This is a genomic window from Shewanella rhizosphaerae (assembly GCF_019457655.1).
Taxonomy (GTDB): domain Bacteria; phylum Pseudomonadota; class Gammaproteobacteria; order Enterobacterales; family Shewanellaceae; genus Shewanella; species Shewanella loihica.
On record NZ_CP080420.1, the window covers coordinates 4,017,237 to 4,031,046 of the forward strand.

Consider the following 13,810-nt stretch of genomic DNA (forward strand, 5'->3'; position numbering starts at 1 on the left):
AGCCGCACCTGCACCCGAGTTATCCGTCTCTTCGATTTGACCTTAATGGATATCCAAAACCCTTAAAAACTATTTTGTTTTTGGACATTTCCGAGTTAAGGCCTTAATGCTAACTTGTCAGTTTCGGATAAAAATTTCTATGGGCTAACTTTCCGATAACGGGCGCAGGCACGAGGGGCATAATGGCGAAGCCGCCCCGCGTGTATGCGTCCCAGCGAACGAAGTGAGCGAGTTTATTGACTTGTTAGCAGTCATGCCGATTTAAACCTCCATTTTTCAATTTTTGGAGGTATGAAAGCAACTAAAAAAAATAAAAGGGCAGAAACGTACTCGAGTGAACTATCTTCGGATACGCCAAATCCTAGTTCAGGTAATATAACTTGTGTAAACAAGCCAATAACAACACCTAGGAAAAGCAAAGTTTCCCAATGAATTTTCGTAGTTTTAGATAAACGCCGTCCAAGTAAATAGCCCAAGGTTGGTAGAAGGTCCATGAAGATAGAAAAGGCGATGAGAAATATGTATTGGCCACTAGAAAGCTTATCTTCCATTGGTATGCCAAGAAGAATAAACAAACCAACAATTGCATTTCCTAAAAATAAATAAAGCATAAAATTCCTTTTGACTGCTAACGCTTTGCTAAGGGGCTGGCGCCACATGCCAGTCCCACGGAGCCAGCCGAAGCTGGCGTAGTAAAATTGAGCAACTGGTTATGAAGCCAACCTCGGAACCCAGTACATTACTTTGGTTACACCATCATTTTCAATTACTTGAGGATGTGCCGAAAAAGTCATTATTCTCGATTTAACTGCATCGACCCCAAACGTTCTTACGCATGGTGCGATAAACCATTTATTAAAACTCGGATCATTCTCAATTAGTGATGCAAAAACCAAATCATCAAACAGTGCTTTAGGTACGGGATTTACCTTTTCAAGTAGCTTTGCGACAAACCATTTTTTACTGTCATGAGTTAAAGCCATTGTAAACCACGCTAAAGCCTCAGGATTATCCTTCGGAAAATTACAAGCAACCTTACCTATCACTTTTTGAATTGCCTGATGACCGGCACTTTTTTCTTTCACCGATTTTGCTTGGACATATTCTTCGTAAAGAGACTCTAGGTTCATCAGATACCTTTGGCTTCATAACGCCGCGTTAAGGTGTGAGTAACGCAATGCCAAAGCCACTGCATTGCGCTTTAAACACAGAATACGACGCATAATGAAAATGCCCTGCGTTACGAATCACTCTTAAACGCTTTGTTATATTTTTTTGCACTAACACCAAGTTGCTTAGCGTAACGGTTAGGGCTGATTTTCCTCAAATTTTTATAGAAATTTACGAGATCAAACTGACCTCGACTTTCCAAATTTTCAATTGCATCTTTAGATGTCACTATATCGATCATATCGTTATACCTTTCCCGCATCCAAAGGTACTTAACCCTTATATCGGCTTTACTGTGATGAGATGCACTCATTAAGCCCTTACGAATTATTTGACCTAAATTAGAAATATAATTAGGAAAATCATACTCTGGATCATTCAATTCTGAATGTGCACCATAGAAATAATCGATGTAGTACATACCATCGGAATCTTGCTTTAACAATGAGTTAATCAAATCAGTATCAAAACTGGAGTTATTACTCATAGAGCTATGCTCAATGCCAGCCTCGATAACAGCTCTATCCAAAATCACCCTTGGATACAAAGCCGCTTTAGACTCCAATGTATAAGCCTCAACCAAAGCGGGACCAAAAAGGTATTTACTAGTGTGAATAAACTTGCCAATAGAAATAGCTCCGCGACAGAGTATATTTCTTGATAACAGGTTCATTATTAGCAGTTGAATATCGATAAGAGTGAAGAAAACCTCTTTGGGCTGATCAACTAAGAAAGAAACTACTAAACAATCAGAAAAGATAGAAACCTCTCGAGAATCGGATGCATGAGATACGCCAAAATCTTCGAGTTTTGATTGAGGATCTAGATCCCAGATATCACGAATGGCTTCATATGCAGATACAACTGCTTCTATAGCAACTTCATCATCGTTACCTTTGTTGTCCACCGTATCATTTAGCAGAGCTTTGAAACCCAAAATATCAATAAAAGCTACTACTCTATGTTCATATTTCAACTGTACTTCCTCTTAAAAATATAACAACTTATTAGTGAGACCTTGCAAGGTACGCTACCTTGTAAGGTAGGAGACCAAGCACGTAAATAAATGGGGTCAGTGTATACTTTTGAGGACGTTGGTTGGCGCATGCTGGTTGGCTTTTCCTTCCCTGAATGACGTAGTCGATGTTTGATTCGAGTTCGCCTAGCTCTGTCCTTAATTGGTTACACATTAAGCTATTGTTCAGGCAGCAATCAACATTTTCAGTCACATTTTCGCGCGTTTTTTATTAAAAAGAATAGTTTGTCTCAATATCATCTAAGTAAGGCGAAATCGAAGAGACGTTAGATACCCAGTGTAAACACGATTTTGGCCCTCGGCGGCAGGGAAGCCGCCGTGGAGCGTATAGGGACATATTCACAGCGTGCCAAAATAGTGTTTGCACATAAGCCCACCGCAGGTGATAGGTTGCCATGAAGGTACGACCTTCAAATTGACTCAACAAATGAAAACATCACCAAACACGACTAATCCAAAAAACTGAAATTTGTGCAGCCCACAAAAAAATCAGACTTTTCTAAATTTTATCCATTAAAATTACCCCACCTTTGCATCAACAACAAAAAACAGAACCCCTAATGCAAACCCTAATTCCATTTACAGCCGAGCGTTGCCAGGGCTTTGTCGCCAAGCGCGAGGGCGAAACCAAGATAGGCCAGACAATTCATTGTTATGAAGGCAAGACGCCGCTCGGCGAGCAGCTGGCAAGTGCCAAGGCCGATGGCGTGCGCTTTGTCATCCTCGGGATAGGCGAAGATATCGGTCCCAGGGCCAACCTGGGGCGCGGCGGCGCCGTCGATGGTTTCGAGGCCGCCATGGCGCAGTTCTGCAACTTCCAATCGAACCAGTTTCTCGACGGCGGCCACTGTATGGTGCTGGGGCAGATCGCCACAGACGATCTACAACTGCCGGAGGGCAGCAGCGCGCAGGCCCTGAGAGATAATGTCGACAAGCTAGATGAGCGGGTGATCGAGATAGTCGGCGAGATAATGGCGGCCGGAATGGAGCCAATAGTGATCGGCGGCGGACATAACAACGCCTATGGCCTCTTGATGGCCACCAAGCAGGCGACAGGAAAAATGGTAGCGGCGGTCAACCTAGACCCCCACTCAGACTTTCGCCCGCGAGAGGGTCGCCACAGCGGCAATGGTTTTAGCTATGCCGCCGCCAGCGGTGCCCTGGGCCACTATCATGTGCTGGGGCTACATGAGCTAAAAAACAGTCAGCAGACCCTGGAGCAGCTAACGGCCTTCGGCGGCAAGTGGCACACGCTACAGGCTATCTGGGTCAGACGCGAGACAAGCCTGGAGCAGGCGCTCAAGACGATAGTCGAGGACCTCAACGCCAGCGATCTGCCGGTGGCGCTGGAGCTAGATCTCGACGCCATCACTAATATGCCCAGCAGCGCTTCGACGGCGGCGGGGATCCCCCTGCTCGACGCCCTCTATTACGTGAATCAGGTGGCCAGCAAGACGCCGGCCGCTTACCTGCATCTGGCCGAGGCGGCGCCAAGCTGTCACGTGGCGGGTGTCGAGGCCGGTCGCCGGGAGACGGGCCAGAGCATCGGCGAGCTGATCTACGCCTATATCCAGGGACGACTGGCACAGCATCCCCTAGGGTAAGTCACTCTGCGCATTTGGCATATTGCTAATATTGTGCTGTAATGCGCTCCTCGTTTTTGAAACTCTGGTTGAAACTCTGCGCTATCACGCATTTTTCAATTAATTGTGCACGGATTATTTACATCGATCACAGAGTGATAGACCAATGATTCAGCAAACTGAGTCAATCACTTACACTCGCGGTTAACAGCAGCAATAAACAGGAAGCCAGTAATGTCAGAGGGCAGCTCAAACAGTACCCACTTTGGATATAAGACGGTCGATGCTGAGAAGAAAGCAGACCTAGTGGCCGACGTCTTTCACTCGGTCGCCGCCAAATACGACATCATGAACGATGTCATGTCCTTTGGTATTCACCGTCTGTGGAAGCGTTTTACCATAGAGAGTGCGGGTGCGCGTCCGGGCATGAAGGTACTGGATCTCGCCGGTGGCACAGGCGACCTAACCGCCAAGTTTTCCCATATCGTGGGTAACACAGGTCAGGTGACCCTGGCCGACATCAACGATTCCATGCTGAAAGTGGGCCGCGAGAAGCTGCGTAACCGTGGCGTTGTGGGTAACGTCAACTATGTGCAGGCAAACGCCGAGGCGCTGCCTTTCCCTGACAACCACTTCGATATCATCACCATCGCCTTCGGTCTGCGTAACGTGACCGACAAGGATGCGGCGATCCGCTCTATGCTGCGCGTGCTTAAGCCAGGCGGCAAACTGCTGATCCTCGAGTTCTCTAAGCCACAGCACGACCTGATGCGTAAGGTCTACGATCTTTACAGCTTCAAGGTACTGCCTAAGATGGGCGATATCATCACTCAGGATGCCGGCAGCTATGAGTATCTGGCCGAGTCTATCCGTATGCATCCGGATCAGGAAACCCTTAAAGGAATGATGATAGATGCCGGATTCGAGCAGGTGGAATACACCAATATGACAGACGGTATCGTCGCCCTGCACAAGGGTTACAAGTTCTAATATTGGTTCCAATACCAATTCTTATATCGAAAAAGGCCCCGCACAATCGGGGCCTTTTTGTTGTCGCCTTTTTGCTGTCGCCTACTTTGGCCGCCTCGCCGCAATCTCACTGAATAAATGACATTTTTACCTAGCCCTTTTGTCGCCAGTTTAGTGTAGAATAGCGTCACCTTTGCGCCGTCATCAGTTGATGATGAGCCCAGCAGCCAACGATTCTCAGGTCTTAGGTAACGCATGAAACGTGAAATTGCATTGCTGATCTGTGCGGCCCTCGAAACCGCACTCAAAAAAGTGACTCAGCAGTCTCCCGGCGCCTACGCCAAACTCCACAACCTGCAGGGGCGAGTACTCTGCCTCGAACTCAGCCAACTGGGCTGGCCCATCTACCTGTTGTTTGCCAAAGAGATTCAGGTCTTTAGCCAGTATGATGGCGAGGTGACCACCAAGGTGTATGCCGATCTGACCACCCTCTATAAGCTCACCGAGGGCGCCAACCTTACCGAGCTGATCAAGCAAGACAAGCTGACCCTGGAAGGGGATCTCAACCTGCTACAGAGCTTTAGCCACTTCATGCAGCAGGTGGAGTTCGACTTTGCCGAGCCCCTGTCACGCTACATAGGCGATGCGCCGACTCATCTGCTCACCGAGGGTGCCAAGCAGCTGAAGCAACAGCTGGGGCAGGTGCTGAGCAAGAGCTGGGATCATATGGGCCAGCTGGCCACAGAGGAATATCGCCTGAGCCCACACAAGATAGAACTTGTGCATTTTAGTGATAGAATCGAGCAACTTGAGGCCGATACCAAGGCCTTAAGCCAACGGATTGAGCGACTCATAAACAAGGCAAACAGCAACAGATGACAATCAAAAGCATGCGGCGCGCATACCAAGTCGTAAAGACGGTGCTTCAATATGGTCTGGATGATCTTATCCCCGCTAAGCTCAAACCCTGGTATTTCAGGCTGCTACGCTGGAGCTTCTTCTGGTTAACCAACCAACATAAAGACAAGGTGGGCGGCGAGCGTCTCAAGCTGGCGATGCAGGAGCTGGGCCCCGTATACATCAAGTTTGGTCAGATGCTATCGACCCGTCGGGATCTGCTCAGCGACGAGTGGGCCGAAGAGCTGGCCATGCTACAGGACAGGGTGCCCCCCTTCGATTCCTCCATCGCCCGCGCCCAGATAGAGGCCGAACTCGGCGCCCCCATAGAGACCTATTTCGACAATTTCGACGACACACCACTGGCTTCTGCGTCCATCTCCCAGGTGCATACCGCCACCCTCAAGTCTAACGGCGAAGAGGTGGTGCTCAAGGTGCTCAGACCTAATGTGGAAGAGAAGGTCCACGCCGACCTGCTGCTGATGACTCAGAGCGCCCAGGTGTTAGAGACCCTGCTTGGCCACGGCAACCGCCTGCGCCCCGCCGAGGTGGTAGAAGATTATCGCACCACAATCGAAGGCGAACTGAACCTCAAGCTCGAGGCCCTCAACGCCATCAAGCTCAGAAACAACTTCATCGACTCGGGCGCCCTCTACATCCCTAAGATGTATGAAGAATTTTGCTTTACCCGCCTGATCGTCATGGAGCGCATCTATGGCGTGCCCGTATCCGACAGGGCGGCACTGGAAGCCCAGGGCACTAACCTTAAGCTGCTGGCAGAGCGCGGCGTCGAGCTCTTCTTTACCCAGGTGTTTCGCGACAACTTCTTCCATGCCGACATGCATCCCGGCAACATCTTTGTCAGTACCGAGCATCCGGAGGATCCCTTCTACATAGGGCTGGACTGCGGCATCATGGGCACCCTCACGGAGCAGGATAAGCGCTATCTGGCGGAGAACTTCCTCGCCTTCTTCAACCGCGACTATACCCGCATAGCCCAGCTCTATATCGAGTCGGGCTGGGTGGCGGCCGACACAGATCTAGTCGCCTTCGAGCAGGCGATCAAGGTGGTGTGCGAGCCCATGTTTAACAAGCCGCTGGATGAGATCTCTTTCGGCCATGTGCTGCTGGAACTGTTTCGCACCGCGCGCCGTTTCGACATGGTGGTGCAGCCGCAATTGGTGCTGCTGGAGAAGACCCTGCTCTATATCGAAGGCCTGGGTCGTCAGCTCTATCCTCAGCTGGATCTCTGGCAGACGGCCAAGCCTTTCCTGGAAAGCTGGATGGCGGAGCAGATGGGCCCATTGGGCATGGCGAAGAAGATCAAGAAGCAGTTCCCCTACTGGACAGATAAGCTGCCTGAACTGCCTGAACTTGTCTATGACAACCTGAAAATGGGTAAAAACTTCGTCAACAGTCAGAATCAGCTGCTGGATCGCTACCTGAAGCAGCAACAAAAAGCCCATAAAAGCAACTACCTTTTAATCACATCAGCAGTTTTAGTGATCTGTGGCAGTATTTTGTTTTCCCAAAACGCTACACTATGGGCCTCTTATGCTTGTATCGGCATCGGCGCAACCTTGTGGTTACTCGGATGGCGATCTAGACCAAAGAATCGCAAATTTTAGCTAGCACTAAATAACCAAAGGGTCATAATAGGACCAGTATTACATCAAGAGGAAAGTTACATGGGTGGCATCAGTATTTGGCAACTTCTTATCATTGCTTTAATCGTTGTTTTGCTTTTCGGAACTAAGAAATTGCGCTCTCTAGGTGGTGACCTCGGCGGTGCTGTTAAAGGCTTCAAGAATGCTATGTCTTCTGAAGATGAGAAGAAGGCTATCGAAGACACCAGCGCAGAAAAAACAGCTCAGACTGAAGAGAAAAAGACTGGGTCCAAGGATAAAGAACAGGCGTAATTCCTTATGTTCGACGGTATCGGCTTTATGGAGCTGCTGTTGATTGGTGTTTTGGGGCTGGTCGTACTCGGCCCCGAAAGACTACCGGTCGCAGTGCGCTCAATTACAGGCTGGATTCGTGCCATGAAGCGCATGGCTAACTCGGTAAAAGACGAGCTGGAGCAAGAGCTTAAAATTGAGCAACTGCACGCAGATCTCAAGAAGGCGGAAAGCCAGGGGCTAAAGAACCTCTCCCCCGAGTTACAGGATTCAATCGATCAATTAAAAGAAGCAGCCCAATCTGTTAATCGTCCCTATAAGGTAGAAGATATTGCCACTGGCAGCGAACCCGCCAGCAGCGAGGCGAAACCTGCAGAGACCACGACAGCCAAGGCCAGCAATTCAACCGAAAAATCTGACGGGTAGTTCATGTCGCAACAGCAGCCGTTAATCAGCCACTTGCTTGAGTTACGCAACAAGTTGCTCAAAGCCATTGGCAGTGTCCTCCTGGTCTTTATCTGCTTAGTCTACTGGGCAAATGATATCTATCACTACATGGCCACGCCGCTTATGCAGGCGCTACCCGAGTCCAGTAGTATGATTGCAACCGATGTGGCCGCGCCCTTCTTTGCTCCCTTTAAACTAACGCTGATCCTGGCGTTTTTTATCGCCATTCCCTATGTCTTGTACCAGATCTGGTCCTTTATCGCGCCAGGCCTCTACAAGCATGAGAAGCGCTTGATGGTGCCGCTGCTGGCCAGTAGCACCATACTCTTCTACCTGGGTATCGCCTTCACCTACTACATAGTATTTCCCGTGGTGTTTGGCTTCTTCACCAGCGTGGCCCCCGAAGGGGTGCAGGTGGCGACCGATATCAGCAGCTACCTGAGCTTCGTGCTTAAGCTGTTCTTCGCCTTCGGTCTGGCGTTCGAGATCCCGATCGCGGTGATCTTGCTCTGTTGGGCGGGGGTTACTACGGTTGAAGATCTCAGGGCGAAACGTCCCTATATTATTGTCGGCGCCTTCGTGGTCGGCATGCTGTTAACGCCGCCAGATATCATCTCGCAAACCATGTTGGCCGTGCCTATGCTGATATTGTTTGAGGGGGGATTGATTGCCGCGCGTTTCTACAGTAAAAAGGACTCTGACGAAGACGAGCTCTCCGAGCAAGACAACGCTGAGTAATAAAACTGAATCTTGCTGCAAGCTATCCGGCAACGGATAGCTTGTTGTTATTTATTACCCCATCATCAGCCTGTCTCGCCGCGAGCCCTCCATAATAAAAAGGAACTCTATATGCGCTTAAGTTTTGCGGCACCGACCAGCTGGATTGCACTCTCCACTCTTCTCTTCTCACTCAACGCCTCTGCCGGTATCGAGCAGCAACTCAGCCAATGTGCGGCAAAACAGGACAAGCTAGACAGACTGATCTGCTACGACAACCTGGCTGCCAAGGTCGGTAACCAGTCTCAGGCCAGCAGCCATGTGGCACCTGTCTCTAAACCCGCACCGACGCCTCAGCCTAAGCCTGCACCACAGGCAGCAGCCGTAGTAGCCAGCACGCCGGCCGCACCGGAAGCCAGTTTCGGTAAGGTCTATAAGGAAGAGAAAGCCGAAGTCGATAAGATTGTCATGACAGTCAAAACGGTGAAGAAGAACCAACACGGCGTCTTGACCATCAGCTTCGACAATGGTCAGGTGTGGAAACAGAATGACACCAACCGCTTCAAGCTCAAGGCGGGTGAAACCGTATTTATCGAGAAGGGCGCCCTAGGCTCTTTCCTACTGGGTAAAGATGACACTAACGCCACCATCAGGGTCAAACGCATCGACTAATGCCCAGCTACATAGACATAGCTGTCAACCTGGTTGGCAGCCCGTTAGAACAAGAATGTGACACGCTAATCAGTGATGCGGCGGCCCAGGGGGTTTCGCCGCTCATTGTTATTGGCTCCAGCCTAGATGAGAGTCAGCAGGCGATCGACTGCGCCGCCCGTTACCCAAACGCCCTCTACACCACGGCTGGGGTACACCCGCACCATGCCAGCGAGTGGGATGCCGCTAGCCGTGAACGACTCATACAGCTGGCAAGGCAGTCAGGCGTTGTGGCCATCGGCGAGTGTGGCCTGGACTATAACCGCGACTTCTCGCCCCGGCCGAAACAGCGCGAGGCCTTCGAGGCACAGCTGGCCCTGGCCGTAGAGCTGGAGATGCCTGTGCTGATGCATGAGCGCGATGCCCATGAAGACTTTGCTGCCATACTGCAGAACTATCGCCCGCAGCTTAAGGGCGCCCTACTGCACTGCTTTACTGGCAATCGCGCCAGCCTGGAACGCTATATCGAGCTGGATCTTCACCTTGGGATCACTGGCTGGGTGTGCGACGAGCGCCGCGGTCAGGAATTGGCCGAGTTGGTGGTCGACATTCCCGCCGAGCGCATAATGATAGAGACCGACAGTCCCTATCTGCTGCCCCGCAGCATGCGACCCAAGCCGAAATCGAGCAAGAACAGACCCCAATACCTGCCCTACATCAGCCGGGTCATCGCCCAGCTCAGGGGCGAAACTGAGGAGGCCTTTGCCCGTCAGGCCTATCACAACAGCTGCGCCTTCTTCGGCCTAGAAGCGGACTATGAGCCCCTTTAAGCTGTTGTTACTGCTGATCACCCTGAGCTTCCCCGGCTTTAGCCAGGGGGAGTCGCTGCTGGCGGTCAATAAAAACCAATCTATGGAGCTCTCCTCCTGGCTCTATTATGTGCAGGACGATTCACTGACCAGCCTGGAGCAGGTCAGCAAGTTAAGCTCCAGCCACTGGCAGCGACTGACCCCGGAATTTAACCAGCACCTGGGGGTTGAGCCTTTCTGGGTCAAGATAAGCCTCTACAACGCCACAGATACCCAGATACGGCGCTATCTCAAGCTAGGCAACCCGCACCTGAATAGGGTCAGCCTGTACCACCTACAGACAGGTAAACCGACAGTTCACCTGGAGATGGGCGACAGCTATCCGTTCAGCCAACGCCCCATCATCAACAACGATTTCCTCTATCGTTTCGAACTGGCGCCCGAGGTGGTACACACCTTCTATATTCGAGTCGATACCGAGGGCAGTGCCAACCTGCCCATCTCTCTGCTGTCGCCGGACCATATCGTCAAGGCCACAGAGACACAGTCCCTCTATCAGGGATTCCAGCTGGGCGCCCTGATGGCGATAGGCCTGTTTAGCCTGTTTATCGCACTCACCTCACGCTCCTACAGCTACAGCTATTACTCTGGCTATGTCTTGTCGGTGACCCTCTTGGTGGCCAGCCTGCATGGCCTGTCGTTTCGTTATCTCTGGCCCAACTGGCCCGTGCTGCAGGCGGTGATGATCCCCATACTGATCCCGATTGCCCTCACCTTCGTGCTGATGTTTTCCGAGAAGGTGCTGCAGCTCAAGTATCACAACCTCAAGATGTTGAGGCTCTGTCGCTACAGCGCAGCTACCGGGCTGTTTCTCACCTTGGTCACGCCGTTTTTAAGCTACTCTGTGGCCCTCAAGGTCAACATAGTCGCCGTGCTGATCACCACCAGCATGCTGATGCTGATCGCCCTGCTGCTGAGCCTGCGAGGCCACAAGCTTGCCAGACTCTACACCCTGGCTTGGTCGGGGATGCTGATAGGCTCCTTCGTTACCGCCATGATGTATCTGGGTGTCATCTACCTGCCCATCATGCACCAGACCCCTATCATGGTCGGCCTGAGCTTCGAAATCGTCTTCATGGCGGCGGTATTGGCGATCCGCTACAACGACGAGCGTAAGGCTAAGCTCAAGATCCAGCAGGAAGCCTTGCTGCAGGCCCAGCGGATCCGTCAGGCCCGGGAAGAGGCGCTGCAGGTCGAGGCCGACAGCAACGAGCGTCTGGAGCAGATGGTGCAGGAGCGCACGTTAGAGCTCGAGATCGCACTTCGAGAATTAAATGAAGCCAACCAGAAACTTACCGAACAAAACACGGTCGATAGTCTGACAGGCGTGAAAAACCGCGCCGCCTTCGAGAAACGCCTGCAGGCCGAAGGCCGCCTGAGTCGTCGTCAACAGACGCCGCTGGCGATCCTCATGATAGATATCGACCGCTTCAAGGCGATCAATGACACCTATGGCCACCTGGCCGGGGATCAGGCACTGAAGACCATAGCCCAGGCGCTAAAGGAAAAATTAAGACGCCCAAGTGATCTGGTATCACGTTTCGGTGGTGAAGAGTTTGCTATGATACTGCCTAATACCTCCTGTGACGGGGCGCTACAGGTGGCGGAGCTGATGCGCAGCACCGTCTGTGAGTTGCCACTGGCATGGGGAGAGCAGGCTATTCCGCTCACCATCAGTATCGGGATCTGCGCCGAAGTGATCGTCGATGATCAGCACACTCAGCTGCTGGTCGACCAGGCAGACAAGGCACTCTATCGTGCCAAGCATGAGGGCCGAAATCGCGTATGCGTCTATTCGCCCGAACTCGAAGAATAAAGTAACCGACTTAGTGGCTATGCCCCATCCACGGATGAGCTGTGAAGTGTGTAGCCCAATAAAGCAAACAACCCTAAATTAGGAGTCGAATGTGAACATCATTACCAGTGCTTTCCCTCAGCGCAGAATGCGCCGCATGCGTAAACACGATTTTAGTCGCCGTCTGATGGCCGAAAACCAGCTGTCGGTGAACGACTTGATCTACCCTATGTTCGTGCTCGAAGGTAATAACCGTACTGAGCAGGTCGCTTCAATGCCTGGCATCGAGCGCTACTCAATCGATCTATTGCTCAAGGAAGCGGAAGAACTCGTTAAGCTGGGGATCCCTCTGGTGGCCCTGTTCCCTGTGACCCCAGCCGAGAAGAAGACCCTGATGGCCGAAGAGGCCTACAACGCCGACGCACTGGCGCAGCGCGCGGTTCGCGCCCTGAAAGAAGCCTTCCCACAACTTGGGGTGATGACAGACGTGGCGCTGGATCCCTTCACCACCCATGGTCAAGACGGCATCATCGATGAAGACGGCTATATCCTGAACGACATCACCACAGAGATCTTGGTGAAGCAGGCCCTGTCTCACGCCGAGGCCGGTGCCGATATCGTGGCGCCATCGGACATGATGGACGGCCGTATCGGCGCCATCCGTCAGGCGCTGGAAGCAGCGGGTCACGTAAACACCCAGATCATGGCGTATTCGGCCAAGTACTCCTCTAACTACTATGGTCCCTTCCGTGATGCGGTCGGCTCTGCCGGCAACCTAAAGGGCGGCAACAAGCACAGCTACCAGATGGATCCGGCCAACAGCGACGAAGCGCTGCACGAGGTCGCGCTGGACATTCAGGAAGGCGCCGACATGGTGATGGTTAAGCCAGGCATGCCATACCTGGATATCGTTAACCGCGTCAAGACAGAGCTGGCCGTGCCTACCTTTGCCTATCAGGTGAGCGGTGAGTATGCCATGCACATGGCGGCCATCGAGAATGGCTGGCTGGCAGAGAAGGCGATCGTAATGGAATCACTGCTGTGCTTCAAGCGCGCCGGTGCCGATGGCATCCTTACCTATTTCGCCAAGCGCGCCGCCCAGTGGCTGAAAGAAGCCGATAACAAGTAAGGCTACCTATTTAAACAAAAAGCCAGTGATGCGAGTCGCTGGCTTTTTTGTTTCTGCGCGCAAGTTGAATAATGACAGTTAACGGCTGGCGGCCAGCGCTAAGCCTTCATGGTCGAACAGCTGCTCCACCTTGACGATACAGGGCGCCTTGAGGGTATAGCGATTGCTGCGATAGGTATAGTGATACTCGCTCCAGTAGATGGAGAGCCGCAGGTGGGCGTCGGGATGAAACTGGTTATGGGTATAGAGGGCGCGGTAGCAGCGGGCGCTGGGAAGATAACCTGAGTGATACAGCTTGATGGCACGCTCATCCAGGCTGATCTCGCGGTAATCTATGCCATGCTTGGCCACGTTAGAAAACTGATAGTCGCCGTAGTGAAAGTTGCCCTCGACCACCTCTAGCTTGCCGCCTCTTACCAGCAGGTCGCTAAGCTGACTCACCTGATAACGGCTCTGCACGCAAAGGGTTACTAGGCTGCCACTGACGATCAACACCAAGGTCCAGCGCCAGAGCCCCAGTGGCCACCAGTGCCCAATCAGCAGACTCAGCAGCAAGATCCCCAGGCCAACACACAGCAAGACCAGCTCATAGAGCTGCCACTCACCCACCTCAAACACCAGACTCGAATATGACATCATCCCTTGCCTC

15 protein-coding genes are annotated in these 13,810 nt (G+C 51.9%); 11 read left to right on the forward strand and 4 right to left on the reverse strand.

Annotation, left to right across the window (positions count from 1 at the left end):
- Positions 1-251 precede the first annotated feature (251 nt).
- From K0I63_RS17405 to K0I63_RS17415, 3 genes are all read right to left on the reverse strand, one after another.
- Complete coding sequence (locus K0I63_RS17405) at positions 252-659, reverse strand: hypothetical protein (protein WP_220081852.1); 408 nt, start codon at positions 657-659, stop codon at positions 252-254.
- Between the two features lie 51 nt (positions 660-710).
- Entirely contained in the window at positions 711-1,130 is a 420-nt protein-coding gene (locus K0I63_RS17410) for a hypothetical protein (RefSeq protein WP_088905529.1), read from the reverse strand.
- Positions 1,131-1,240: 110 nt separating this feature from the next.
- Complete coding sequence (locus tag K0I63_RS17415; RefSeq protein ID WP_220081853.1) at positions 1,241-2,146, reverse strand: hypothetical protein; 906 nt, start codon at positions 2,144-2,146, stop codon at positions 1,241-1,243.
- Positions 2,147-2,766: 620 nt separating this feature from the next.
- On the opposite strand from K0I63_RS17415, the gene K0I63_RS17420 reads away from it, so the two are divergent.
- The 11 genes from K0I63_RS17420 to hemB all read left to right on the forward strand — a co-directional run bounded on the left by K0I63_RS17420 (position 2,767) and on the right by hemB (position 13,161).
- Entirely contained in the window at positions 2,767-3,810 is a 1,044-nt protein-coding gene (locus K0I63_RS17420; protein WP_220081854.1) for a formimidoylglutamase, read from the forward strand.
- A gap of 213 nt (positions 3,811-4,023) precedes the next feature.
- Positions 4,024-4,779 carry a bifunctional demethylmenaquinone methyltransferase/2-methoxy-6-polyprenyl-1,4-benzoquinol methylase UbiE gene (ubiE, locus tag K0I63_RS17425; protein WP_220043454.1) on the forward strand — a complete coding sequence of 252 codons (756 nt, stop codon included), beginning with the start codon at positions 4,024-4,026 and terminating at the stop codon, positions 4,777-4,779.
- A 234-nt stretch (positions 4,780-5,013) separates the two neighbouring features.
- Positions 5,014-5,637 carry a ubiquinone biosynthesis accessory factor UbiJ gene (locus K0I63_RS17430; protein WP_220081855.1) on the forward strand — a complete coding sequence of 208 codons (624 nt, stop codon included), beginning with the start codon at positions 5,014-5,016 and terminating at the stop codon, positions 5,635-5,637.
- Positions 5,634-7,283 carry a ubiquinone biosynthesis regulatory protein kinase UbiB gene (gene ubiB / locus K0I63_RS17435; RefSeq protein ID WP_220081856.1) on the forward strand — a complete coding sequence of 550 codons (1,650 nt, stop codon included), beginning with the start codon at positions 5,634-5,636 and terminating at the stop codon, positions 7,281-7,283. The genes K0I63_RS17430 and ubiB overlap by 4 nt, the downstream gene beginning before the upstream one ends.
- A gap of 60 nt (positions 7,284-7,343) precedes the next feature.
- Positions 7,344-7,574 carry a Sec-independent protein translocase subunit TatA gene (gene tatA / locus K0I63_RS17440; protein ID WP_220079201.1) on the forward strand — a complete coding sequence of 77 codons (231 nt, stop codon included), beginning with the start codon at positions 7,344-7,346 and terminating at the stop codon, positions 7,572-7,574.
- A 6-nt stretch (positions 7,575-7,580) separates the two neighbouring features.
- Complete coding sequence (gene tatB / locus K0I63_RS17445; RefSeq protein ID WP_011867173.1) at positions 7,581-7,979, forward strand: Sec-independent protein translocase protein TatB; 399 nt, start codon at positions 7,581-7,583, stop codon at positions 7,977-7,979.
- Positions 7,980-7,982: 3 nt separating this feature from the next.
- A complete protein-coding gene (gene tatC, locus K0I63_RS17450; RefSeq protein ID WP_011867174.1) occupies positions 7,983-8,738 on the forward strand; it encodes a twin-arginine translocase subunit TatC in 756 nt (251 codons plus the stop codon).
- Positions 8,739-8,849: 111 nt separating this feature from the next.
- The gene (locus K0I63_RS17455) at positions 8,850-9,389 is read left to right on the forward strand and encodes a hypothetical protein (protein ID WP_220081857.1); all 540 of its coding nucleotides are present in this window, start codon (positions 8,850-8,852) and stop codon (positions 9,387-9,389) included.
- Complete coding sequence (locus K0I63_RS17460; protein ID WP_220081858.1) at positions 9,389-10,198, forward strand: TatD family hydrolase; 810 nt, start codon at positions 9,389-9,391, stop codon at positions 10,196-10,198. The genes K0I63_RS17455 and K0I63_RS17460 overlap by 1 nt, the downstream gene beginning before the upstream one ends.
- Positions 10,185-12,053: a sensor domain-containing diguanylate cyclase gene (locus K0I63_RS17465; RefSeq protein WP_220081859.1), complete on the forward strand. Its 1,869-nt coding sequence runs from the start codon at positions 10,185-10,187 to the stop codon at positions 12,051-12,053. The genes K0I63_RS17460 and K0I63_RS17465 overlap by 14 nt, the downstream gene beginning before the upstream one ends.
- A gap of 91 nt (positions 12,054-12,144) precedes the next feature.
- Entirely contained in the window at positions 12,145-13,161 is a 1,017-nt protein-coding gene (hemB, locus tag K0I63_RS17470) for a porphobilinogen synthase (protein WP_011867178.1), read from the forward strand.
- A gap of 78 nt (positions 13,162-13,239) precedes the next feature.
- Here the strand turns inward: hemB and K0I63_RS17475 are convergent, their stop codons facing one another.
- Positions 13,240-13,800, reverse strand: coding sequence for a hypothetical protein (locus K0I63_RS17475; RefSeq protein WP_220081860.1), 561 nt, complete (start codon positions 13,798-13,800; stop codon positions 13,240-13,242).
- Positions 13,801-13,810: the final 10 nt, after the last annotated feature.

What these genes read in the sequence shown, in the direction of transcription:
- K0I63_RS17430 (WP_220081855.1), top strand. Translation starts at nt 5,014, where the DNA reads ATGAAACGTGAAATTGCATTGCTGATCTGTGCGGCCCTCGAAACCGCA.
- K0I63_RS17460 (WP_220081858.1), top strand. Translation starts at nt 9,389, where the DNA reads ATGCCCAGCTACATAGACATAGCTGTCAACCTGGTTGGCAGCCCGTTA.
- ubiB (WP_220081856.1), top strand. Translation starts at nt 5,634, where the DNA reads ATGACAATCAAAAGCATGCGGCGCGCATACCAAGTCGTAAAGACGGTG.
- tatB (WP_011867173.1), top strand. Translation starts at nt 7,581, where the DNA reads ATGTTCGACGGTATCGGCTTTATGGAGCTGCTGTTGATTGGTGTTTTG.
- K0I63_RS17405 (WP_220081852.1), bottom strand. Translation starts at nt 659, where the DNA reads ATGTGGCGCCAGCCCCTTAGCAAAGCGTTAGCAGTCAAAAGGAATTTT.
- ubiE (WP_220043454.1), top strand. Translation starts at nt 4,024, where the DNA reads ATGTCAGAGGGCAGCTCAAACAGTACCCACTTTGGATATAAGACGGTC.
- K0I63_RS17475 (WP_220081860.1), bottom strand. Translation starts at nt 13,800, where the DNA reads ATGATGTCATATTCGAGTCTGGTGTTTGAGGTGGGTGAGTGGCAGCTC.
- K0I63_RS17465 (WP_220081859.1), top strand. Translation starts at nt 10,185, where the DNA reads ATGAGCCCCTTTAAGCTGTTGTTACTGCTGATCACCCTGAGCTTCCCC.
- K0I63_RS17455 (WP_220081857.1), top strand. Translation starts at nt 8,850, where the DNA reads ATGCGCTTAAGTTTTGCGGCACCGACCAGCTGGATTGCACTCTCCACT.
- tatC (WP_011867174.1), top strand. Translation starts at nt 7,983, where the DNA reads ATGTCGCAACAGCAGCCGTTAATCAGCCACTTGCTTGAGTTACGCAAC.
- tatA (WP_220079201.1), top strand. Translation starts at nt 7,344, where the DNA reads ATGGGTGGCATCAGTATTTGGCAACTTCTTATCATTGCTTTAATCGTT.
- K0I63_RS17410 (WP_088905529.1), bottom strand. Translation starts at nt 1,130, where the DNA reads ATGAACCTAGAGTCTCTTTACGAAGAATATGTCCAAGCAAAATCGGTG.
- K0I63_RS17420 (WP_220081854.1), top strand. Translation starts at nt 2,767, where the DNA reads ATGCAAACCCTAATTCCATTTACAGCCGAGCGTTGCCAGGGCTTTGTC.